The sequence below is a fragment of the Acinetobacter sp. NEB149 genome (assembly GCF_012516415.1).
Classification (GTDB): Bacteria; Pseudomonadota; Gammaproteobacteria; order Pseudomonadales; family Moraxellaceae; genus Acinetobacter; species Acinetobacter lwoffii_V.
The window spans coordinates 139,974-162,880 of sequence record NZ_CP051208.1 but is presented as its reverse complement, the minus strand read 5'-3'; the positions used below and the strand labels follow the sequence as shown (position 1 = coordinate 162,880).

At 44.5% G+C, this 22,907-nt stretch carries 19 protein-coding genes and 1 pseudogene; 8 read left to right on the top strand and 12 right to left on the bottom strand.

The genetic code is table 11. From position 1 onward, the window contains the following. Window positions 1-66 precede the first annotated feature (66 nt). Window positions 67-597 (bottom strand): ankyrin repeat domain-containing protein, encoded by a 531-nt coding sequence (locus HGD77_RS00770; RefSeq protein ID WP_168730595.1) that lies wholly within the window; start codon window positions 595-597, stop codon window positions 67-69. 184 nt (window positions 598-781) lie between these two features. Beyond that, a complete protein-coding gene (locus HGD77_RS00765; RefSeq protein ID WP_168730594.1) occupies window positions 782-2,296 on the bottom strand; it encodes a catalase in 1,515 nt (504 codons plus the stop codon). A gap of 227 nt (window positions 2,297-2,523) precedes the next feature. Here HGD77_RS00765 and dtd point away from each other — a divergent pair, with 227 nt between their 5' ends. Then, window positions 2,524-2,964 carry a D-aminoacyl-tRNA deacylase gene (gene dtd / locus HGD77_RS00760; RefSeq protein WP_005245638.1) on the top strand — a complete coding sequence of 147 codons (441 nt, stop codon included), beginning with the start codon at window positions 2,524-2,526 and terminating at the stop codon, window positions 2,962-2,964. 118 nt (window positions 2,965-3,082) lie between these two features. Here the strand turns inward: dtd and HGD77_RS00755 are convergent, their stop codons facing one another. The 3 genes from HGD77_RS00755 to serB form a co-directional block, all read right to left on the bottom strand. Then, on the bottom strand, window positions 3,083-3,562 hold the full coding sequence (locus tag HGD77_RS00755) for an SCP2 sterol-binding domain-containing protein (protein WP_168730593.1): 480 nt from the start codon (window positions 3,560-3,562) through the stop codon (window positions 3,083-3,085). Window positions 3,563-3,703: 141 nt separating this feature from the next. Beyond that, entirely contained in the window at window positions 3,704-4,039 is a 336-nt protein-coding gene (gene aciT, locus HGD77_RS00750) for a ciprofloxacin tolerance protein AciT (RefSeq protein WP_005094938.1), read from the bottom strand. Window positions 4,040-4,453: 414 nt separating this feature from the next. Continuing rightward, window positions 4,454-5,674 (bottom strand): phosphoserine phosphatase SerB, encoded by a 1,221-nt coding sequence (serB, locus tag HGD77_RS00745; RefSeq protein ID WP_168730592.1) that lies wholly within the window; start codon window positions 5,672-5,674, stop codon window positions 4,454-4,456. Between the two features lie 77 nt (window positions 5,675-5,751). Between serB and HGD77_RS00740 the strand changes: the two genes are divergently transcribed. Next, on the top strand, window positions 5,752-7,005 hold the full coding sequence (locus tag HGD77_RS00740; protein ID WP_168730591.1) for a hypothetical protein: 1,254 nt from the start codon (window positions 5,752-5,754) through the stop codon (window positions 7,003-7,005). A 94-nt stretch (window positions 7,006-7,099) separates the two neighbouring features. Here the strand turns inward: HGD77_RS00740 and ppk1 are convergent, their stop codons facing one another. Then, window positions 7,100-9,163 (bottom strand): polyphosphate kinase 1, encoded by a 2,064-nt coding sequence (gene ppk1, locus HGD77_RS00735; protein WP_168730590.1) that lies wholly within the window; start codon window positions 9,161-9,163, stop codon window positions 7,100-7,102. Window positions 9,164-9,351: 188 nt separating this feature from the next. Between ppk1 and HGD77_RS00730 the strand changes: the two are divergent. Continuing rightward, window positions 9,352-10,117 (top strand): annotated as a pseudogene (locus HGD77_RS00730) (IS5-like element ISAba31 family transposase). 85 nt (window positions 10,118-10,202) lie between these two features. On the opposite strand, the gene HGD77_RS00725 reads toward HGD77_RS00730, so the two are convergent. The 3 genes from HGD77_RS00725 to mhpT form a co-directional block, all read right to left on the bottom strand. After that, window positions 10,203-11,150: a bile acid:sodium symporter family protein gene (locus HGD77_RS00725; protein ID WP_168730589.1), complete on the bottom strand. Its 948-nt coding sequence runs from the start codon at window positions 11,148-11,150 to the stop codon at window positions 10,203-10,205. Between the two features lie 126 nt (window positions 11,151-11,276). Then, window positions 11,277-11,906, bottom strand: coding sequence for a bifunctional nicotinamidase/pyrazinamidase (gene pncA / locus HGD77_RS00720; RefSeq protein ID WP_168730588.1), 630 nt, complete (start codon window positions 11,904-11,906; stop codon window positions 11,277-11,279). 299 nt (window positions 11,907-12,205) lie between these two features. Next, window positions 12,206-13,411 (bottom strand): 3-(3-hydroxy-phenyl)propionate transporter MhpT, encoded by a 1,206-nt coding sequence (gene mhpT / locus HGD77_RS00715; protein ID WP_168730587.1) that lies wholly within the window; start codon window positions 13,409-13,411, stop codon window positions 12,206-12,208. A 724-nt stretch (window positions 13,412-14,135) separates the two neighbouring features. On the opposite strand from mhpT, the gene dapA reads away from it, so the two are divergent. From dapA to purC, 3 genes are read left to right on the top strand one after another with little or no spacing between them, the layout of a single operon-like run. Further along, complete coding sequence (dapA, locus tag HGD77_RS00710; protein WP_004647179.1) at window positions 14,136-15,035, top strand: 4-hydroxy-tetrahydrodipicolinate synthase; 900 nt, start codon at window positions 14,136-14,138, stop codon at window positions 15,033-15,035. A 14-nt stretch (window positions 15,036-15,049) separates the two neighbouring features. Beyond that, a complete protein-coding gene (locus HGD77_RS00705; protein ID WP_004647178.1) occupies window positions 15,050-15,655 on the top strand; it encodes a hypothetical protein in 606 nt (201 codons plus the stop codon). A 37-nt stretch (window positions 15,656-15,692) separates the two neighbouring features. Beyond that, window positions 15,693-16,412, top strand: a complete 720-nt coding sequence (purC, locus tag HGD77_RS00700) for a phosphoribosylaminoimidazolesuccinocarboxamide synthase (RefSeq protein WP_004281247.1) — start codon at window positions 15,693-15,695, stop codon at window positions 16,410-16,412. Window positions 16,413-16,715: 303 nt separating this feature from the next. Here purC and HGD77_RS00695 read toward each other — a convergent pair whose 3' ends face one another. Continuing rightward, window positions 16,716-17,990 carry a replication-associated recombination protein A gene (locus HGD77_RS00695; RefSeq protein ID WP_168730586.1) on the bottom strand — a complete coding sequence of 425 codons (1,275 nt, stop codon included), beginning with the start codon at window positions 17,988-17,990 and terminating at the stop codon, window positions 16,716-16,718. Window positions 17,991-18,253: 263 nt separating this feature from the next. Here HGD77_RS00695 and HGD77_RS00690 point away from each other — a divergent pair, with 263 nt between their 5' ends. After that, window positions 18,254-20,392, top strand: coding sequence for a putative bifunctional diguanylate cyclase/phosphodiesterase (locus HGD77_RS00690; RefSeq protein WP_168730585.1), 2,139 nt, complete (start codon window positions 18,254-18,256; stop codon window positions 20,390-20,392). A gap of 19 nt (window positions 20,393-20,411) precedes the next feature. Here HGD77_RS00690 and HGD77_RS00685 read toward each other — a convergent pair whose 3' ends face one another. Then, window positions 20,412-20,864 carry a YcgN family cysteine cluster protein gene (locus HGD77_RS00685; protein ID WP_005094917.1) on the bottom strand — a complete coding sequence of 151 codons (453 nt, stop codon included), beginning with the start codon at window positions 20,862-20,864 and terminating at the stop codon, window positions 20,412-20,414. A gap of 192 nt (window positions 20,865-21,056) precedes the next feature. Between HGD77_RS00685 and HGD77_RS00680 the strand changes: the two genes are divergently transcribed. Then, the gene (locus HGD77_RS00680) at window positions 21,057-21,215 is read left to right on the top strand and encodes a DUF1328 domain-containing protein (RefSeq protein ID WP_004647174.1); all 159 of its coding nucleotides are present in this window, start codon (window positions 21,057-21,059) and stop codon (window positions 21,213-21,215) included. A gap of 126 nt (window positions 21,216-21,341) precedes the next feature. Here HGD77_RS00680 and murJ read toward each other — a convergent pair whose 3' ends face one another. Next, window positions 21,342-22,892 (bottom strand): murein biosynthesis integral membrane protein MurJ, encoded by a 1,551-nt coding sequence (gene murJ / locus HGD77_RS00675; protein WP_171526254.1) that lies wholly within the window; start codon window positions 22,890-22,892, stop codon window positions 21,342-21,344. Window positions 22,893-22,907: the final 15 nt, after the last annotated feature.

The window sequence follows — 22,907 nt, the reverse complement described above, 5'->3', positions numbered from 1 at the left end:
CAATAATGCAGGATTTACGTACAGCTGGCTGTATTTGCGACAAAAGTATCAGAAGCATAACCCGGTTTATTTCTGTGATTTGAACTGAGCTTTTTCCTGTTCCTGAATCAGTTTCTGCAACTGTTTTTCCTGACCAATGACCTTAGCAAATTCGGCTGTGGTCTTTTGTCCGTTTTTTTGCGCCTGGGCATCACAATCCACCTGACGCAGCTGCTTGGCAATTGCAAATTCCATTTTAAACAAGGCTCCCATCAAGGCTGTATTGCCTCGATTATCTCGAGCACAGCGGTCGGCACCATGTTTAAGCAAGCTGGCGACAATATCCTGATGGCCATAATAAGTCGCCATCATCAGTGGTGTATAACCGTCTTTATTGCGTACATCGACCGGAAAGCCGTGTTTTAAAAATTCATGAATGACTTCGCTATTGCCAATTTTAGCCGCAGCAAAGAACAGGTCGGCCAATTCCTGTTGTGAGTTCATCTGAACATTGTCCACGCTTTTAGCGGGGGAGATATCCTTCGCGACAGTCGCGTTTGCGAATGCGGAACCTATCGTGAGAATACTGGCTAAAAACACAGATGACATAACTTTCATGATGAACTCCAGCAGAAATCGAAGGGAAATTTAAGTCTTGAAAAACTGAATTATCCTGAGATGAGATGAAAAACGGAGTGCCTGTAAAACTCCCCTAGGGTGCAGGAAAGGTTTGGAGTATTACAGGACTTTTTGGAGGTGATGCGCTATGCCCTAGTCACCAGTTCCTCAAGACCAATCGGGATTAGTCTTTTAATTTTGCAGCTTTGGCTTTAACAGTCGCGAGATTACCGTTTACCGCCTTGGTCATACGTGTACCGTAGTCTGTATCTGCCTTGTAGAAATAAGACAACATGATGTGCTTGGTTTCTGAATCTTTCACTACACCTAAGTCAGCAGCAAGGTTCATGATCAGGTCATCTTTCTCTTTGACCGTGTATGAACGGTACAGCTCACCTGCCTGCTTGAAGTTCTGCTCTTTCACGCCAATTTGCTGTACATGACCAGATAATAGTGTTTGTACCGCACGTGCTTTTTCAGTGGCAGCTTTTGGCTCTTTACGGCTTGGCTCATAGTTCACATCCGATTCACGCTCAGAGATATTCATGTAGCCATCTTGGTTATTGTTATTCACATTCACCACTGGACGGTTCACTGGAATTTGCTGGTGATTCGCGCCTAAACGGTACATTTGGGTATCTGAATAAGAGAAGATACGGCCTTGCAGCAGACGGTCTTCTGATGGCTCGATACCTGGAACCAGGTTACCTGGCGCAAATGCCGACTGTTCAGTTTCGTTGAAGAAGTTCTTCGGCATACGGTTCAGCGTCAAAGTACCCACTTTGGTTTCTGGCACCAGCTCAGTTGGCCAGATTTTAGTTGGATCTAACGGATCAAAATCAAAGCTGTTTAGATCTTTAGGATCAATCACCTGGATATACAGATCCCATTTCGGGAAATTACCTGCATAGATGTTGTTATAGAGATCATTGGTCAAGTGATTGAAATCTTTACCTTGCTGTTCAGCCGCTTCTTTCACGTTCAGGCCCTTCACGCCTTGTTTAGAGCGGAAGTTGAATTTCACGTATTTGTATTCGCCCTTGTCGTTATACAGTTTGTAAGCGTGAACACCAAAACCGTCCTGTTCGCGGTAGCTGGTTGGAACACCTTGCTTGCCGTAAACATAAGTCAGCATATTGGTTGCCCATGGCTGGCTCGACAGGAAGTCAAACACGCGGTTAGCATCTTGAACATTCGTTACTGGACTTGGCTTCATCGCATGAATGAAGTCCGGGAATTTGATCGCATCACGGATAAAGAATACTGGTGTCTGGTTACCGACTAAGTCCCAGTTGCCTTCCTGAGTATAGAATTTCACTGCAAAACCGTGCGGATCTCGTAGGGTTTCGGGTGAACCCTTACCGTGAATTACGGTAGAAAAACGCAGGAAAACTGGAGTTTTAGTCCCTGCTTTGAACAATGAAGCAAGGGTAAGATCAGACAGGTCTTTGGTTGCAACGAATTCACCATATGCCCCAGTACCACGCGCATGTACGACACGCTCAGGAATACGCTCTCGACCAAAACGTTGTAATTTTTGTACCAGTTGAACATCCTGAAGGAGTACAGAACCATTTGGACCCGCAGTGATCGAGTTCTGGTTATCACCGACTGGCGCGCCATTGTCTTTTGTTAAAGGAGCAGCTTGTATAGCTGTGACAGTTGCAAGCATTGCAACCAGTAATGAACGCTTAAACATTTCTAAATCTCTCAATTTATTACCTTTCCTGCATGAGCTAAGATACGCCAACACAATAAATAGATAAAACAGATTATTTTTATTAATTCAATCGCTTTAATAAATTTATAAAAATTAATCAATTGATTTTCATATATTTAAAGCTCATAAAAACGGCATCTAATACTGCTCCAGATTTTATTCTTGCTACAATCACCTCCATCTATCGTTATCAGTCCATATGTAAAATGCGTGCCTTATTACAAAGAGTTTTAGAAGCTAAAGTTGTGGTCGAGGGTGAAACCACCGGGGAAATTGAAAAAGGAATTCTGGTTTTTCTAGGTTTAGGTAAAGATGACAATCTGGAAAAAGGCAAAAAGCTGATTGATAAGATATTGAAATACCGCTTCTTTGATGATGAACAGGGTAAAATGGGCTGGAACGTTGCCCAGGCCGACGGTGGTTTATTGCTGGTTTCACAATTTACCTTGATGGCACAGACCCACAAGGGTTTACGTCCAGACTTTGGCCCCGCTATGCCGCCTGCCGAGGCTAAAGCACTTTATGAGCAGCTGGTAGAATATGCCCAAAGCCAGTTTGAACATGTGCAAACCGGTATTTTTGCCGCCGACATGAAAGTGCATCTGGTCAATGATGGGCCGGTGACGTTTAATCTGGAAGTTGAATGATTCAGTAAAAAAGCCCTCGAATTGAGGACTTTTTCTTTTAAAAAATCTTTCATCCTTTCACCCCTCTTTGTGTTTCTCCCAAAGGGAGAAAGAAAAGGTTGGATGAAAGATTTTTAACTTATTTACCAGTTTTTTCTTTAATAAACTGACGTACCATTTTCACTTTTTCTTTGACTGGCTTTGGCAGTTTTGGTGGAATCATCTTCGCCACCTGGTTAAACCAGACCAGCAAACCGAAGTCACCTTCCATTTTGATGGTGCCACTTTGCATGCCGGTCATAAATGCGGTCGGATCACCTTTAATTAAAGTCTTTACGCCCTGCTCACTGTCAGCAAACTGCAAAACAAAATCTGCTTTTTCAGCATCACCAGAAACGGTATCGATATGACCGTTATCCACAATAATCTGACGTGCCATACCTTCATCCGTACCAATCTGGATACGGAATTGACGCCCATGTACCAGTTCAATGAATTTTGGGCTGGTACGTGCCAACTGCTTCATACGTAAAGCTAAACCTGCGACCAGTAAGTCCAGCGGATCTGTACTCATATCAATAAGAGGAAGTTTTAACACAGGAATGGACGACAGTTTCATGGAGGATGCCTATTCTAATTGTACGAAAATTGACAAATATCCTAGCATAGTTCTGGGCTAGGTGGATTATGCAGTTTGTATCATATTTCCAAACTGAAAAATGCACCCGTGGGTGCATTTTTTTCATTACAACTTGTAGAATTAACGGCTTGAAAGCTGCTGCTGGTCGTCTTCATACACTGGCGTATGTTCGATGCAACGGCGTTTTGCCAAAGCACGCTCAGCACGACGATCTTCACGCAACAACAGGCCAGTCACCACCATCATGACCGCAGTTAACGCGCTCAGATAACTATACGTCATTGGTAGCTCAAACCAAGTTTGAGTTCCTACACGAATCACCTCGATCAGGCCCCATACCAGCATCCCGGCCGCCATAAAGCTTAACCAGCGACGATAAGGCGAGAAGAACACAGCAAGCACAGCTACAGCGACTAAACTGAAGCCCACAATCGTTGCTAAATGCGCTGTTACCATATAACCCCCTCCATCCAGATAGATAGTTCCCGCTTGATATTGCAACGCTTCTATCTATTGAATTTCGTTAAATCAATAAAATGAAATCTGTTGATTTGTATCTCTATGCCTGCATTATGCTGAGTTTTTTGCATAAAAAAAGTCCTGTCATCCAGCCTAACGACATACTTTGTCGCGATATTATATTGTCATTACATTTTTTGCTTTTCACATTTTTGTGGATCAATGACTGCGCCAATGTTGGCGTGTCATTACAAAATTATCAGTAGTTTTTTTAAGTGAAAAAATTATTTTTCCGTTTAAGATGATCGATGTTTTTGTAGCCACATTTCAGCTATTCCTTATATCACTCAGATCATAAGCAATAAAAAACGCGACCCGGAGGTCGCGTTTAAAATCAATCAAAGCCTGTATTTATGCACGGTTCAGGTCTTTATCATGTACACCGAGCAGATAAAGCACACCGTCCAGACCGACGCTAGAAATCGCCTGATTGGCATTTTGGCGTACTAGCGGCTTGGCACGGAAAGCCACACCGAGTCCTGCAATCGAGAGCATTGGTAAGTCATTGGCGCCATCACCGACTGCAATGGTTTGTTCCAGGGAAATTCCCATCTCCTGGGCGATTTCACCGAGCAAGAGTGCTTTGCGTGCGCCATCGACGATATGGCCTTTGACTTCACCAGTGACCACGCCATCCTGCACATCGAGCGCATTGGCATGCACTTCATCAATATCCAGTTTAGTTTGCAGATATTCCGCAAAATACTGAAAACCGCCAGAAAGAATTGCAGTACGGTAACCTAGTGCTTTTAAAGTCGAAATCAGGCGTTCAGCTCCTTCGGTAATCGTCAGGCGCTCGGCAATTTTCGGAAGTACCGAAGCGTCCATGCCTTTTAACAAGGCGACACGTGCACGGAAGCTTTGCTGGAAGTCCAGCTCGCCTTGCATAGCACGTTCGGTAATTTCTGCGACCTGTTCACCAACACCGGCTTCAATTGCCAGTTCGTCAATAACTTCCTGCTCGATCAGGGTTGAGTCCATATCGAAGCAAACCAGACGACGGTTACGGCGATAGGCATTGTCTTCTTGTACCGCGACATCGACATTCAGTTCATTCGACAGGCTGAGGCAGGCCGCGCGCATGGCAGCTGCATCTAGCATCTGTCCGCTTAAACCGAACTGGACACAGGCACGTTTTGGCCCGCTGCTCTGGCCATCTAAAACGGGGCGACCAGACAGACGGGTCACGGTTTCAATATTAAAACCCTGGCCTGACACAATCTGGGTCACGGCTTGTAGATGAGAGGCATTTAATTCAGGGGCCAATGCCGTTACGATATAACGTGTGCGTCCACCCTCTTTGACCCACTGATCATATTCAGTCGCAGAGATCGGTTTAAAGCGCACAGTTAACCCAATATCATGTGCTAGAATCAGGATCTCCTTCATGGCTAATGCTGTCGCTGTCTGGTCTTCAGAGGCTACAACAATACCTAAGGTTAACTGATTATGAATAACCGCTTGCCCTACATCTAAAATCTGTAGGGAATGGGCGGACAAAACCTGCATTAATCGTGTAAATTGATTAGGCTGGTCAGGTCCTAAGAATGATATAAGAATGATTTCTCGCATGAATTGACTCGGGTCTGAGCTACAACTATTGTTAGAATCATAATCGAAATTGAACAGAATTGCCTTGGAAGTTTACGTTGAATGCGCCTAGACAAGGGCTATTTGCTAGCCTATTGATTGTAAGTTTTGCTCTGCATACCTTTTTACTGGTATTGGCAACCACTCACCAACTGAATGAAAACCGTGCCAATCAGGGTCAGCTGATCACCAGTCAACTGGTGACAGACAGCCTGTCTGAGCTTGAACCGCCCAACCGCGTTTCTCTGGCTTTGCTGGCAAATCGTTATGCCACCAATCCAAGTGTCGCTTCCATTCGGATTCTAGATGCGAAAGCTCAGGTTTTAGCCACTGGCGGACTGACCAAAACTCGCGAGGGTGAAGTTTTTGTCCGTGATGCGCTGCAAAACGAGAAAAAAGTCGGTGTGATTGAAATCACCCTGATTGAACCAAGTATTGGTGAAATTTTGCGGACACAATGGCTGGCGATTCTGTTCTCGTTCATCATTCATGCTCTGCTCTGGGTCGCTTATCGTGCCGTGGCACGTCCAAGCCGCACCGAATATCTGGCGCGTATCAATAATGAATCGCGGCTGAAATTCGAGATTCAGACCCTGACCCAGACATTGGAACAAGAAAAGCATAATGCAGCACTGGCGATTGCCCAAGCCCAACAGGCAGTGAAAAACAAAACCAAAGAAAAAGAACATAAACCGGCAGTACTGGAGAGCGATAGCCTGAGCTTAAACATCCAGTTCTATGATCCAAAACAATTACTGGATAGCGTGAATAAAACCGTTTCGGTGCCTTATTTCAATCTCTGTCAGATTTTCCTGAATAAAGCCACTGAACTCTGTGTGCAACGCTATAAGTTGAACAGTTCTGATATTTGTACCGTACATAAATTTGATGAAAAAGGTGCCACCATCAGTATCGCGGCAGACAAACCGAATGCCTTGGCTTGCCTGACTATGATCAATGCCGTGTTCCAGCTGCTTTCGGAAGTGCTGTATAAACGCTATCGTGAAGAAAAACGTTTTGTGCTACAAACCCGCAGCGCGATTGCCTCTAAAGTCGAGGAGATGCAGCTTAGCTCGGTACAGGCCGCTGAGCGTCTGACTCAACATCTGGTCGCGAAAGAAAGTGCCTTACATGTACCGAACACCTTGCTGAAAGATGTGAGTGATCACTTCCAGTTGGTGAGCATGCCGAATCCAACCAATGTCCTGACCCGTCATGCTTTTGTGGTGAATGGAATGGATGCTGAAAGCGCCGAGCTGGCACAGACTTTTAGAACCGAAATTCTAAAATCTAAACAGTCCAAAGCCTCATAAATATCCCTGAATGTTTCAATTAAAAAAGCCGGATCTAACATCCGGCTTTTTTATGGATATAAAACAAATACGCCAGCGTATCTTGGACTACCCTTTAAATTTTTAACTGTTTTTGTTCCAGCAGATATTGCTGGGCATTATAAGGCTGGGCCGGATCCTGACAGGGGACTTTATGCCACTGACCATCGGCATCTAACTCCCATGCATTTTGACAATCTTTTAAATAGCTGATCAGGCCATCTTTATAAATCCGTTTTTTCAGCGCTGGATCCAGCACCGGGAAACAGGTTTCGACCCTGGAAAACAGGTTGCGCCCCATCCAGTCAGCACTGGCACAATACAGTTTCTTGGCACCGCCATGCTCAAAATAATAGACCCGGGTATGTTCCAGGAAACGTCCTACGATTGAACGTACCCGAATGTTTTCCGACATACCGGTGACTTGTGGAATCAGGCAGCAGATTGAACGTACAATGAGGTCAATTTTCACCCCGGCCTGCGAAGCCTGATATAAGGCAGCAATTAATTGCGGTTCGGTAAGTGCATTCACTTTGATGATGATATGGGCGGCTTTGCCGGCCAAGGCAAATGCCTTTTCCTGGTCAATCAGTTTTAGCAGTTCGCTATGCAGGGTAAACGGCGCATGCAGCAAGGCTTTCAGTTTGGCCATTTTCCCCATACCGGTCAGTTCCTGGAACATGCGGTGCACATCTTCACAGATATCCGGCTGTGTGGTCATCAGGCCATAATCGGTGTACATGCGGGCATTACCGGCATGATAGTTTCCGGTACCCAGATGCGCATAACGCAGTAATTCCTGATTTTCACGCCGGACGATCAGAATCATTTTGGCATGGGTTTTATACCCCACGATGCCATAGACCACGACCGCGCCGGCTTCTTGCAGGATATTGGCTACCATAATATTAGATTCTTCATCGAAACGCGCCCGCAGTTCAATTACGGCCGTGACTTCCTTGCCATTCCGTGCGGCTTCTGCCAGCACCTGAACAATTTCCGAGTCCGGACCACTACGGTACAGCGTCTGCTTGATCGCCAGCACCGCCGGATCCTTAGCCGCTTCGCGCAGTAAAGTAATCACAGGCTGAAATGAATCAAAAGGATGATGCAGCAGCACATCCTGCGCCTTCAAAATTTCAAAAATACTTTTCTGTTTGCGGAAAATTTTCGGAATGACCGGACTAAAATGCGGATACTTTAATTCCGGACGCTCAAAGCTGGTACTCAGGCGGGACAAATTGATCGGTCCATCAATCCGGTACAGTTCCTGTTCCGTCAGATCAAATTCATCTAGCAAATAGTCGATGATGTTCTGTGGAGAGTCATTTTCAATTTCCAGACGTACTGCACGACCAAAGCGGCGCGATGACAATTCGTCTTTTAAGGCCACTGCCAGATCGTCAACATCTTCCGACAATACCAGATCGGCATTGCGGGTAACCCGAAAGGCATAACATCCGGTCGCTTTCATGCCGGGAAACAAATCACTGATATGCTGCTGGATGATCGCAGTCAGAAATATCTGGGTGGTATTGTTTCCGGTGACGTCTTCCGGAATTTTAATCAGGCATGGCAAGGAACGTGGTGCTGGCACAATCGCCATCTCGATTTCACGGCCAAAGGCATCTTTACCTTCCAAGCTGATAATAAAGTTCAGACTTTTATTGACCAAACGTGGAAAAGGATGTGAAGGATCCAGACTGATCGGGGTCAGTACCGGTTGCACTTCTTTGGCAAAAAAGGCTGCAATCCAGGCCTTGTGTTTTTCCAGAAGATCCTGGTATTGAAGAAACTGAATCCCCTGTGCCTGAAGTTCAGGCAAAATCGCATGCTTCAGCACCTCATACTGTTTGTTCACTGTGGCATGAATGGACTGGGACAGTTCTTGTAGAATCAGCTCGGTGGGTACAGCATCAGGCGTCCGGGTAGTCGCATTCAAGTCTTGCTGTTTCATCAGCCCGGCAATCCTGATTTCAAAAAACTCATCCAGGTTACGGGAAAAAATAATCAGGAAGTTTAAGCGCTCTAAAATCGGTAAATTCGGATCGAGTGCTTGTGCCAAGACACGACGCTGAAATTTAAATAAGGAAAGTTCCCGATTAAAATAGGTCGCTGACGAATGCTGAAATTGTTCCATGCCCTCTCAATGCTGCTGATTACAGTCTGTTGTTTCACATCATTGAGGGGCGATCTTAGGCAGACTTCATGACACTTATGTTACAAAGCTCGATAAATCCATATAAATTAGGGTGTGTTGACACTTTTAGCTTAAAAAAATAGCGAAGTAGTAAAATCAAATCGCCAAACACAATTTTACTATTCGCTATGCCTCGTACCATGCTGACAGATCAACACTGGCAAAAGTTGAAAGTTATTCTGCGTAATTTATCCATTCACCACAACTCAAATTTACGCAATTTTATTGAAGCTATTCTCTATAGAATTAGAACAGGCTGTCCGTGGCGAGATATTCCTTCCTGTTTTGGTCATTCAAACTCTATTTTCAAACGTTTTAATCGTTGGTCAAGCAGCGGTAAGTTACTTAGATTATTCAAATTACTAGCCTCATGCCCCGATATGGAGTGGATTTTTATTGATGGCTCTCATGTACGTGCTCATCAACATTCTGCCGGCATAGCGAATCAATCTATTTCTAAAAGTGTAGGAGGAAATTCCTCAAAAATACATTTGATTCTTGATGCATATGGCAATCCTATTGATTTCATGATTACCGATGGAACCACACATGATGTTAAAGTTGCACCTGATTTAATATCAACATTAGATTTAAAAGAGACAAAAGTGTGATGCGCAGATAAAGGCTATGATTCAGAACCACTGCGTGAACAGATCAGGAAAACAGGAACTAAAGCGAATATACCAAAGAAAACGAATAGCCAATCGAACAATGACCATATGGACTGGTATTTATATAAAATCAGGCATTTAGTTGAAAATATGTTTTGTAGATTAAAGCAATTTAGAGGAATAGCTACTCGATATGACAAGCTCAAAAGAAATTATCAAAGTTCTGTTGCTTTAGCCTGTATATTTTTATGGCTACCTTTATAGGGTTAATTATGAACAGTAAATGTCAACAGACCCTAATATTCTAACTTTTTCACACTATAAAAAAATCATACTCTGGTTCGTTGTGTGCTGTCATCAAACTGCAATTAGGTGTCTGTTTTTTCAGTTTGTCTGGCAGCCCAATAAGTGGCTAAAGCTGGCCCTGAAATATTATGCCACAGACTGAAAATGGCGCTTGGCAAAGCCGTCATTGGAGATGCTGCAAAATGGGTCGCCGCCAAGGCCACACCCAGACCAGAATTCTGCATCCCGACTTCAATAGATACTGCACGACAGTCTATTTCTGCCAAGTGAAATATGCGACTGGCCCAATAACCCAGTAAATAGCCCATACCATTGTGTAAGGCCACGATCCCTAAAATCATTAAACCGGACTCCAGAATCTGGGCTTTGCTGCCGGCAATAATCGCCGCGACAATTGCCACAATTGCAATCACAGAAATCAAGGGCATTACCTGAATATAGGCCGTGACTTTTTGCTTGAGTAGCGCCCGTACGATTAAGCCCAGAATAATCGGGAATAATACCACCTGTAAGATCGACACCAGCATCGACCAAGCATTGATCTCAATCCACTGACTGGCCAATACATAGAAAATGGCCGGAGTTAAAATGGGCGCCAGTAAAGTCGAAACTGAAGTACAAGCAACAGACAAGGCGGTATTGCCCTTGGCCATATAGGTAATCACATTGGATGCAGTTCCGCTCGGACAGCAACCTACCAATATCACCCCGATCGCAATCTCTGGCGGTAGTTGAAACAATTTGCACAACAGATAAGCTAAGCCAGGCATCACCACAAACTGGGCGACCACGCCAATCGCTACTGCTTTCGGACTTTGCAGGACACTTTTAAAATCTCCCACGGTCATGGTCATGCCCATGCCAAACATAATGATGCCCAACATCCACGGAATATAAGCCCGTAACCAGACAAAAACTTCAGGGACCATCAAGGCAATGCCGGAAAAAAGTACGACCCATAAAGCAAAGGTTTTTTGGACAAATTGGCTAAACTGGAGCAAGGCTGACATGGGTTTCATCCAGATGACATTAAGGGAGAAAAAGTAAGATAAAACAGGCACCCGTTGACGCCTGAATTTTTATATTTAAATATAAATAAGATCAAAGGAATATTTAAGTTCTATCCCTATTCAGCTTTAAGCTGCTTGAACAATATCTTTCACATAGATACGTTTTACGCCATGCGACAGCATATCCTGCCAGGCATGTTGCAAGGAACCATTCAGGTCAATGCCCTTGGTGGCATCGGCAATCACATAGGTCTTAAAGCCCAGTTTGCAGGCATCGATTGCAGTCCAGGCCACACAAAAGTCCGTAGCAATCCCGACCACAAATACGGTATCAATCCCACGTTCACGCAGATAACCAGCAAGACCGGTAGTGGTTTTCTGGTCGGCTTCCATAAAGGCCGAGTAACTGTCGATCTGGGAATGAAAGCCCTTGCGAATGATGAGTTGTGCTTGCGGTAAATTTAAATCCGGATGCAGTTCGGCATCGCGTGTCCCTTGCACGCAATGCTTTGGCCATAAAACCTGACTGCCATAATCCAGCTGAATGCTGTCATAGGCTGCTTTGCCGGGATGGTTGTCTGCAAAAGAGATATGGTTGTCCGGATGCCAGTCTTGGGTCAGGATAATATGCTTAAAATGCTGCCCCAATAGATTAATATTTGGAATAATCTGGTCAGCATTGGCTACAGCCAGATTGCCTCCCGGGGTAAATCCTCTCTGTACATCCACGACCAGTAAAGCGACATTATTCTGCATCTGTTTTCATCCATTGAAATCTCGATTTATGCCCAAGCATAGCGCAAAATATCCCAGAATTTTTAGCCCTGCTGCTAAAAATGGTATGACTGTGCATTCTGAGCATCCTTATATGAGCAGATCAAGAGACCCCTTATTTTTTGATAAATATGAGATGAGTTCCGAGCTAGATCTCTGCAAAAAAAAATAAGTTTTAAGATAAAGTGATGAGCCTTTCTAATTAGAAAACAGTATATTTAATTCTTAAATTCTGAAAATAAAAAAGCCTGCAAAAGCAGGCTTTTTAAAATCTTGGAACATTACACTTTAGTGCGGTTCACCAGGAACAGCATACATAATGCAGAGATGATGATACATGGGATCGCAGCGCTAATGACTCCCGCAGCACCAAAACCTGCTGTCAATAACTGACCGGCAATGACTGGACCCAGCATGGCACCGATACGGCCAACTGCAGACGCAACACCAACACCAGTACCACGCACTTCAGTCGGATACACGATACTACCGAAGGCATACAGTACGCCCTGACAGCCAATCACGAAGGCACCGGCCAATGCGGCTGCCATATACATCTGGTTCAGCGAGCTTGCCCCATTCAGCGCCAGTAGACCTGCCAAAATACCACCGTACATCAACAGGATCACATAGGCTTTCTTCCAGCGGTCGGTCAGCATACCCAAAATAATCGTACCAATCGTCGCTGTAACCATGAAGTAGAACTGTGCGGTTGAACCATCCTTACGTGTGAAGCCAAGTTCCATAAACAATGATGGCAGCCAGCTCAACATGATGTAAACCACCATCAAGGTAAAGAAGTAGCTCACCCAGATACACAGCGTACGCAACAGGTTGTCCGAATTAAACAGGCCCTTGAATGAACCCTGCGGTGCAACAGCAAGTTCTGCTGCCGTTTTGTTCTGTGCTTTCAGGTATTCCTTCGATTCAGGCAAAAATAGCATCATTAGCGGAATGGCAAAAATCGGTAACAGACCACCGAGATAGAAAACATTTTTCCAGTTGGCACCAAATTCCGTCGCAGCAATCAAAGACAAAATCGCTGCACCGACTGGCATGCCGCAGTACATCAAGCCGACTGCACGACCACGATTTTGTGGAGAGACAGCTTCAGAGGCGAGTGTGATCAGAATCGGCATCGCGCCACCTAGCCATGCTCCAGCCAGGAAACGCACTGCCAGCAAGCTGTTAAAGCTATTGACCCAAACCGTACATAAGGTAAATACAGCAAACACTGCTGTCGACCAGATTAAGACTTTCTTACGGCCAATACGGTCCGCAAATCGCCCACCAACCAGTGCACCCGGTAATAAACCCAGAATCCCTGCACTAAAAAACACACCCAACTGGGAACTATCGAGACCAAAATGCTCACGAATACCTGCAGCAGCAATTCCGGCTGCCTGAATATCTAAGCCTTCAATCACCGCAATCAGAAAACAGATCGCGACCGTGACGATAGCATGCTTATTGTCTGATTTTTCCATTGGATTATCCTTGTTCAATCAGCGTTACAAAAGACAGCCATCATCTATGAGCCTGATTGCAGAAATAACTATCAATAAGTTGAACGTTTTGCTTGGATATTCCAAAAGGGGCTGAAGTAGAGGAATTGAAGATGCTGACTGATAAAGTCGCAAAAACACTTAATCAAAACACCATAAAGTTCAAGACTTAGAGTTTAAAGCTTATACATCAAGTTAAAAAATTAACCGATAAGAAAAAAAATCCTCAATTTATTGATATTTAAAAAAGATTAGTCTTAGTCGTTTTTGGCTTTATTTGTATTGGTACGAGAGTGCGATCAAGATGTACGAGATCTCAATTTATCCAATATAACTATTAATCCAAAATCAAAAGGCATAAAAATGGCAGTTTTCAGCTGATCTTTTTGCACAAGCCTTATCATTATTGGGTTAATTTGGGGCAATATCTTCTTTTATCTAGACTGAAGACATAACTTTGGTCTCAGGATTTTGCTTTATAAATCATCTTATTTATTACTTGATTGTTTCCAAAAGGCTTTGTATAAAGAATTCAGTAGCTTTTACTAAAGCATATTGTTCTTATGCGTTTGATCAGTCATAATTTGCATAAGCAATATTCAATTCAATGCAAATCTATTGAATTTGCTATAAATCAAAATACAAATCCATCCCAATTTATGTTTTCTCATTCCTTTCGGATGGACAAATAGGATAGTTTTTTAAAATGACTCAGCAAGCACAGACCATTCAAGGTTCCATAGTCGCAATCGTCACCCCTATGTTTGAAGATGGCAGCGTAGATTGGAAGGGTCTCGAGAAGCTGGTTGAATGGCACATTGCAGAGGGCACCAACAGTATTGTCGCCGTTGGAACAACAGGCGAAGCCTCTACTCTCAGCATGAGTGAACACACCCAGGTGATCAAAGAAATCATTCGTGTGGCCAACAAACGTATTCCTATTATTGCCGGCACAGGTGCGAACTCGACCCGTGAAGCGATCGAACTGACCCGCGAAGCCAAAGAGCTAGGGGCAGATGCCGCTTTACTGGTAACGCCATATTATAACAAACCGACTCAGGAAGGCTTGTATCAGCATTATAAAGCTATTGCTGAAGCTGTTGACCTGCCACAGATTCTTTATAATGTTCCAGGCCGTACCGGTGTGGATATGGCCAATGAAACCGTGATTCGCCTGGCGGATATTCCACAAATTATCGGTATTAAAGATGCGACTGGCGATGTACCGCGCGGTGCTGAACTGCTACAAGGTCTTGTAGGCAAAGACATGACTGTTTATTCGGGTGATGATGCCACTGCATATCAGCTGATCGGTCATGGTGCCAAAGGCAATATCTCAGTGACGGCGAACGTGGCTCCGAAAGCTATGAGCGAAGTGTGTGCTGCCGCCATTGCCGGTGATGCAACCACAGCTGAACAGTTAAATGCTCAGGTTGCAAATTTACACAATATTTTATTTTGCGAATCGAACCCAATTCCTGTGAAATGGGCACTCCATGACATGGGCTTAATTGGTACGGGTATTCGCCTTCCATTAACACCACTTGCAGAACAATATCGCGCTCCGCTTCATGAAGCACTGGTCGAAGCGGGCGTTATTAAATAAAAGAGCACAAGATTATGCAATTACGTTTAGGACTTAGCCTTACACTTTCAGTATTCAGTTTGGCAGGTTGTAGTTCAATGGCCTTTAATAACGGCACTTTAGACTATAAAGAGACTACTACCCTGGAAGCTTTACAATATCCTGAAGGCGCCATGGTTCGTCCTGCAACGCCATTGTATCCTGCTCCAACAGTTGATCCGCTTGCAATTGAACATGCACCGAAGCTTGAAAACCAGCGTGGCAACCGTTTTGCCTTGCCACGCCCACAAGCCCAGACTGAAAACTCAAATACAGCTGATCTAACCGAAACCAATACAGTGGGTCAACCACAGTTGGTCACTGACGGAAATCTTAATCCGCTGCTTAAAATTGAGGGAAATTCTGCTACAATTTGGCAATATACACTTGCCACCCTCAGCAGTCTGAATCATAGCATCGTTGCGCAGAGCAAAAATCGTTACGAAGTCACGATTAAGGTCGACCAGCAGACCTATGTATTAAGATTATCTTCTGTCGGTTCGAGTAATAACCTCGCTGTGTTCAATGCCGATAACAGTTTTGCCGACCGTGAAAAAGCTGCAGAACTGCTCAACCAGATTTACCAAAATTGGCCAGCCTAGACATTTCTAGGCATTTTTTTTTGTAAAAGGTTCCCTCATGTTAAAACAAACCTTGCTCTATACTGGTAAAGCGAAATCTGTCTACACCACAGACAGTTCAGACCATCTGATTTTAGTCTTTCGCGATGATGCCTCAGCATTCAATGGCGAAAAAATTGAGCAACTAGATCGTAAAGGCAAGGTGAACAACCGTTTTAACGCCTTCATCATGGAAAAACTGGCAGAAGCGGGAATTGAGACCCACTTTGAAAAGCTACTGACTCCAAATGAAGTGCTGGTGAAAAAACTGGATATGATCCCGGTTGAATGTGTGATCCGTAACTATGCAGCAGGTTCTTTATGCCGCCGCCTGGGTGTGGAAGAAGGCAAGGAACTGACTCCTCCAACATTTGAATTGTTCTTTAAAGATGATGCGCTTGGCGATCCAATGGTCAATGAATCACAAGCCATTGCTTTAGGTTGGGCGACTGCTGAACAATTGGCGAAAATGAAAGAGTTGACTTACCAAGTGAATGACGTGCTTAAAGCATTGTTTGACGCAGGTAACATGATTCTAGTCGATTTCAAACTTGAATTCGGTGTGTTCCACGACCGTATCGTACTGGGTGATGAATTCTCTCCAGATGGTTGCCGTCTATGGGATAAAGACACCAAGAAAAAACTAGATAAAGACCGTTTCCGTCAAGGTTTAGGCGGCGTGGTTGAAGCCTATGAAGAAGTGGCTGGCCGTTTAGGTATCAACCTGGACAACATCTAATCTGGAAATGCGCAGATTCGAAAAAACCGAGCTTTTTAGCTCGGTTTTTTTATTTCCGGTTTTTAATCGGAAAAATAAATTTTTATTATTAAAATGATCGTTTTTACATCAAAAACTATCTGCATTAATATTATCTCATACCAGGCAAATCAGTGAATTGATGCACTTAGCTCCATATTTGCCGACCAGATTTTTCCTCTACCCTCTAGGATGTTATCTCCCTCAAAAAACATCCTACTTTCAGCCCAATTCACCTTGAATTGGGCTTTTTTTACTCTGTTCAATTAGTTGAGATACCCAGCTTTATTGCTGCTGTTGTTGCTGTTGCCAACGGCGTTGCTGTAAACGCTCCCCTTCAACTTCACGTTTATTACGTGCTGATTCATACAGTTTGGTATTTTTCAGTTCTGGCGGCATATATTCTTGCAGCACAAAATGCTCAGGATAATTATGCGGATACAGATAATCCACGCCATAGCCCTGTTCTTTCATCAGTTTGGTCGGTGCATTCCTTAAGTGCAAAGGCACTGGCAGATTTGAGGTTTTATCTGCGAGTTCCATCGCCTTGTTAATCGCCAGATAGGTACTATTACTTTTGGCACTGGTCGCTAGATAAACCGCACATTGTCCCAAAATAATCCTGCATTCCGGCATGCCTACGGCTTGCACAGAACGGAAACATTCACCAGCCAACAGTAAAGCATTTGGATTAGAGTTGCCGATATCTTCAGATGCGGCAATCAGCATACGCCGTGCAATAAACACCGGATCTTCACCACCTTTGAGCATGCGTGCCATCCAGTACAGGGCTGCATCTGGATCACTGCCGCGAATGGATTTGATAAAGGCCGAGACCAGATCATAGTGCTGCTCACCGGACTTGTCATAACGGGCGATATTCTGCTGTGCGACTTTCACCACGACTGCATTGGTGATGATATTTTCCATATCCGCTTCAAAGGTACTGGCGATCAGATCCAGTAAATTTAGTGCCTTGCGGGCATCTCCTGCCGCGAACTGGATCAGGGCATCAAATTCTTCAATCAGGATATGTCTTTCTTGCAGGAAAGAGTCATTTTGCAAGGCTTGTGTCAATAAGGTCTGAATCGATTCAGCACTCAATACATTCAGGCTATACACCTGACAACGTGACAATAAGGCACTATTCACTTCAAAAGACGGGTTTTCCGTGGTGGCGCCAATTAAGGTAATTTTCCCTTTCTCGACCGCATTTAACAGCGCGTCTTGCTGGGATTTATTAAAACGGTGAATTTCATCAATAAACACCACTGGCGTCAGCAAATCGCCACCTTCGGCAATGATTTCACGCAGCTCTTTCACGCCGGTATTCAGGGCAGACAAGCTGATAAAAGGCCGGTCTACCGCTTGAGCCAGCAGTAAGGCAATGGTGGTTTTTCCAACTCCGGGAGGTCCCCAGAAAATAATCGAAGGCAGATGCCCCTGATCAATCATCTGGCGTAAGGGCGCATGTTCTCCCAGCAAATGTTCCTGCCCGATAATCTGTGTAAGGTCGCGTGGCCGTAAGCGTTCTGGAAGCGGGATATGACTATCTGACATGTTATTATTGGCTCAAACTAAATTCTGATCTCATTCTAACACCAGCAGTTTTGATTCCAAGAATGCAAACATCAAGCATAAAAAATTAATTTATGTAGATATCCTCTATTTTTTTAATTCTGAATGAATTAATCTCTATAAAACCGAATAATTTGAACATGATTAATTGTGAATTAATTACAGTGTAATTTTCATATTGTTTATTCTAATTAAAAGAAACTTATCTCGCCCCTTGGGCACTTTTGGGTTGTAGTGGTGAATGCATGAAGCATGATAAATTTGAACAGGGAGCTCTGAGTCGGTCTAAGCCACTGACCTCATCATCACTGATTGCACCCCACGTTCACTTGTCTGAATCGGTTTTATTAAAAAATCTGATCGATGCCTTACCGCAACCCTTGTGGGTCAGCAACAAAAAACATCTGCAATATTTTAACGATGCCTTGACTGATTATCTTGGCATGAACCTGAATGAACAGGGCCATCTGCAATGGCAGAGTTTTATTCATACCGAGGACTTGCAGCTATTTTTAGCGCAGTGGCATGCTGCGCTGGATCAGCATCAGAATTTTGAAACCCAGTGCCGGATTAAACGCAATGATAGCCATTATCGCATGTGTAGCCTGGCGGTAAAATTTCATCATGAAGTTGACCATTTGCTGCAATGGGCAGTTTCCCTGACCGATGTGCATGATTATTTTGAAATCCAGCAGCAACTTTCTCAAATTGTTTCCACTCAGGAAAATATGCTGGATGCCAGTGCAGACTGCATTAACATTATCAGTCCTGAAGGCGAGATTCGGCATAGTAACCAGTCTGGCTGTCTGGCACAAGCAAGTGAGACCGCAGGACAAAATCAAGACCGTTCATTGTGCTGGTTAAATCGCTTAACCCCTGAAGCCCGAAAATCTGGGCAACGTGCTCTGAAACAGGCTGCCCAAGGCTTAAACAGTCGTTTTTCCAGCAAAGTTCAGATTAAAGATCAACCAATCCAATATTGGGATCATCTGCTCACCCCGATTCTGGATCAGCACAATATTACCCAAAATATTCTCTGTGTATCACGCAATATTAGTCAGCAAAAAATTGCAGAAACACGTTTAAAAGAAGTGATTAAACGGGATGAACTCACCGGCCTGTATAATCGCAGTACCTTCTATAAAACCTTTAAACAGGTACTGTTAAAGGCCAAACAACAACAGACCATAGCGGGTTTACTGCTGATCGATCTGGACTATTTCCGGCATATCAATGACACCTTGGGCCATATTGCTGGTGATCATCTGCTACATGTCTTAGGCAAACGCTTCCAGACCTGTTTCGGTCCGAATACCATCATCGCCCGTTTGGGTGGCGATGAATTTGCTGTGCTGGTGAAAAATCTGGAAAGTGAAGAACAGCTGCTGGCAACGGCGCAAATGGCCTATGCCCAGCTGGATCAGCCCATCAATTATGTCGGCAATAGCATCAGCAGTGCCATGAGTATTGGCTGTGCCATCTATCCACGTGATGCCTTAAATACTTCTAATTTGCTGAAATGTGCTGATATCGCCTTAAACGACCTGAAAAATAGTGGTCGTGGTGGCATCCGCATGTTCAATCAGGAAATGTGCGGTTCACTGGAAAATATGACCAAGCAGCTGACTCTGGCACGCAAAATTATTCTCGCCGATCAGATCATTCCCTATTACCAACCTAAAGTACGTCTTTCTGATGGTGCAGTGATTGGTTTCGAAGCACTATTACGCTGGCAAGATCAGAATCAGAACATTCAGTTACCTTCCGAAATTTTTGCTGCCTTTCAGGACTATGAGCTGGCCTCACGCATCAGTGAGACCATGCAACTGAAAGTCTTTGCAGATATGAGTCGCTGGCAGGCGCAAGGTCTGGATCTGTTACCGATTTCCATCAATGCTGCACCGGTCGAATTCCTGCGCGATGACTATGCCGAAAAACTGTTGGCACGCCTGTCCAACTTTGATATTCCCGCACATAAAGTTGAACTAGAAATTACCGAGCAGAGCCTATCCGAACATGGTGCCAATTATGTGGTTCGCGCCCTGAACCTGCTGAAACAGGCCGGAATCCAGATTTCACTAGATGACTTTGGCACTGGACATTCTTCGCTGACCCGCTTGCAAGACTATCCGGTCGATTGCATCAAGATTGACCGCAACTTTGTAGAACGCATGAACAGTGACCCGTCCGCCTTGGCCATTGTCAAAGCCATTACCCAGATTGGCTCTAGTATTGCACTGGATATTCTAGTGGAAGGGATCGAGAATACAGAACAGCTGGACACCCTGATCCATTGTGACTGTCAGATTGGACAGGGATTTTATTTCTATCGTCCGATGGCCGGTGCTTCGGCCCAGGCCCTACTCCATCCAGCAGATCAATAAACGAATCACTCAGGCAGATTTAACGCACCCAGCGTACGATATAGTCTTCGATGTCATCTTCATGAATATCGGCTTCACTCAGGCAGCGCCCTGCTGCCGACTTGCGTGCCTGAATCACACTTTCCCGTGAACCGCTAATCAGATAATGCCAAGATGGCAGGCTTTTACCCTGCTCTACCCGACGATAGGCACAACTCGAAGGCAACCAGTGAATCGTTTCCAGCTTCTCTGGCGTGAGCTGAATACAGTCCGGCACATATTGCAGGCGATCCGGATAATTGGAACAACGCGCAGTGCTACAATCCAGTAATTTGCAGGCCACTTTGGTATATGCGACTTCCTGAGTATCTTCATCTTCCAGTTTAATCAGACAACATAATCCGCAACCATCACATAAGGCCTCCCACTCGACTTGCGTCAGTTTAGCAAGTGAATAGTTTTTCCAGAATTCGGGACGTAAAGTATCGCTCATGATCAGGCCGGCACATTCAAAAATCAGCTTATTATAGCAGCCCGAACCCTGCAGACCTACCGCCTCAAATTCTTATTACTATCACGTAAACTATTGTTAAATCATAGACAGTTCATCAACAAAACACTAACAGTCGCTGGAATAGTTTATTTCTATACTAAATTTGAAAATAAAAACACATGGAGAATATATATGTTTCGCTGGGCTATTATTTTTGCTGTTATTGCATTAATTGCGAGTCTACTTGGTTTCGGTGGCGTCGCAGGCTTGTCTAAGGATTTTGCAATTATCTTGTTGGTAATTGCGGTGATTCTTGCGATCGTTGGTTTTCTTTCGCGCGGCAAGGTCTAGATTTACGCTAGACCTGTTCAAAGCAAGTGTTAGCTTTCAAAAAAACAAGAGCCTTCTGGCTCTTGTTTTTTTTATGGGTATTTTTAATGATCTGTTTTGATCAAAAATACTTCTTTTAAGATGAACTTAGGGCTTTAAATGACGTGGTCTAAAACCTGCCACCAGCAAGGCTGCAACATACGCTACCACACCGACAACACATAAGATCAATACTTCTACCACACGCATCCATTGTGATACATCTGCGTTATACCAACTCAGGGCATAGGCCAGAGCTGCAATCATCACCACATTGGCAAACATGAATTGCAGGAAGATTTTTTTCCAGTGCGCCCCAAAACGGAAAATATCACGCTTATGCAGATAATAATAAAGCAGACCAGCATTGACCATCGCTGAACCTGTCGAGGCCAGCGCAAGGGCCATATGCTCCGCTTCCCAGTCAATCAGCTTGAACAAGCCGATAAAGATCACGTTCAGAATCGCATTGGCTGCCACAGCCATCAGACCGATACGCACCGGGGTTCTGGTATCCTGCTTTGCATAAAAACCGGGTGCAAAGACTTTAATCAACATAAAGGCAATCACACCACCGCTCATACATTGCAGTGCCAAAGCCGTCATCTGGGTATCTTCAAAGGTGAACTGGCCACGTTCAAACAGAGCCTGAATAATCGGAGTCGACAGCATAAACAGCGCAATACTGGCGGGTAGGCCAGCCATCACAATGACTTTAGCTGCCCAGTCCATCATGCCACGGAATTTTTCCGGATTCTGTTCAGTATGTCGTGCTGATAACGACGGCAGAATCACGGTACCAATTGCAACACCAATGAGTCCTAGTGGCAATTCGGTCATACGCTCGGCACTATACAACCAAGACACCGAACCATCCTGCATGAATGAGGCCCAAATGGTATTTAATAGCAGGTTAATTTGCGTGACAGATACACCAAATAATGCCGGCAGCATCAACTTCATGATGCGATCTACGCCTTCATGCTTGAAGTCAATTTTCGGTGGAATCAGCAGATTTTTACGCCACAATTCAGGAATTTGGATCGCCAGCTGTAAAATACCGGCAATGATCACAGCCCAGCCCAGCGCCATAATCGGCTCGGCCATATAAGGCGTAAGCCAGAGCGCCCCGGCAATCATCGCCACATTCAGCAAGACCGGCGCAAATGCCGGGGTACTAAAAGAGCCATAACTGTTCAGAATACTGCTGGCAAAAGCCGTCAGTGACATGAACAGCAAATAAGGAATGGTCAGGCGGAACATGTCGGTCGCCAGAGCGAACTTTTCAGGATCGCTATGGAAACCGGGCGCATAGATATACATAATCAATGGCGCAGCAATGATCGCGACCATGGTCAGCGTGGTCATGACCGTGGCCAGACAGCCAAACACCCGGCTAATCAGGATCTGGACTTCGGTATGCGTGCGACTGGTTTTATATTCAGTCAGTACCGGAATAAATGCCTGTGAAAATGCGCCTTCGGCAAATAAACGCCTGAAAAAGTTTGGAATACGAAATGCGACTACGAAGGTATCGAAGTCTTTACCAGCACCAAAGACATTCAGTAAAACAATATCTCGAACCAATCCCAGTACGCGTGACAACATGGTCATCGCACTGACAATGACGGTCGAACGCCAAAGCGCCATCCTCTTCACCTAATGTATAAATTT

Coding starts and splice junctions, on each gene's coding strand:
- HGD77_RS00770 (WP_168730595.1), bottom strand. CDS start 597: ATGAAAGTTATGTCATCTGTGTTTTTAGCCAGTATTCTCACGATAGGT.
- HGD77_RS00765 (WP_168730594.1), bottom strand. CDS start 2,296: ATGTTTAAGCGTTCATTACTGGTTGCAATGCTTGCAACTGTCACAGCT.
- dtd (WP_005245638.1), top strand. CDS start 2,524: ATGCGTGCCTTATTACAAAGAGTTTTAGAAGCTAAAGTTGTGGTCGAG.
- HGD77_RS00755 (WP_168730593.1), bottom strand. CDS start 3,562: ATGAAACTGTCGTCCATTCCTGTGTTAAAACTTCCTCTTATTGATATG.
- aciT (WP_005094938.1), bottom strand. CDS start 4,039: ATGGTAACAGCGCATTTAGCAACGATTGTGGGCTTCAGTTTAGTCGCT.
- serB (WP_168730592.1), bottom strand. CDS start 5,674: ATGCGAGAAATCATTCTTATATCATTCTTAGGACCTGACCAGCCTAAT.
- ppk1 (WP_168730590.1), bottom strand. CDS start 9,163: ATGGAACAATTTCAGCATTCGTCAGCGACCTATTTTAATCGGGAACTT.
- HGD77_RS00725 (WP_168730589.1), bottom strand. CDS start 11,150: ATGTCAGCCTTGCTCCAGTTTAGCCAATTTGTCCAAAAAACCTTTGCT.
- pncA (WP_168730588.1), bottom strand. CDS start 11,906: ATGCAGAATAATGTCGCTTTACTGGTCGTGGATGTACAGAGAGGATTT.
- mhpT (WP_168730587.1), bottom strand. CDS start 13,411: ATGGAAAAATCAGACAATAAGCATGCTATCGTCACGGTCGCGATCTGT.
- dapA (WP_004647179.1), top strand. CDS start 14,136: ATGACTCAGCAAGCACAGACCATTCAAGGTTCCATAGTCGCAATCGTC.
- HGD77_RS00705 (WP_004647178.1), top strand. CDS start 15,050: ATGCAATTACGTTTAGGACTTAGCCTTACACTTTCAGTATTCAGTTTG.
- purC (WP_004281247.1), top strand. CDS start 15,693: ATGTTAAAACAAACCTTGCTCTATACTGGTAAAGCGAAATCTGTCTAC.
- HGD77_RS00695 (WP_168730586.1), bottom strand. CDS start 17,990: ATGTCAGATAGTCATATCCCGCTTCCAGAACGCTTACGGCCACGCGAC.
- HGD77_RS00690 (WP_168730585.1), top strand. CDS start 18,254: ATGAAGCATGATAAATTTGAACAGGGAGCTCTGAGTCGGTCTAAGCCA.
- HGD77_RS00685 (WP_005094917.1), bottom strand. CDS start 20,864: ATGAGCGATACTTTACGTCCCGAATTCTGGAAAAACTATTCACTTGCT.
- HGD77_RS00680 (WP_004647174.1), top strand. CDS start 21,057: ATGTTTCGCTGGGCTATTATTTTTGCTGTTATTGCATTAATTGCGAGT.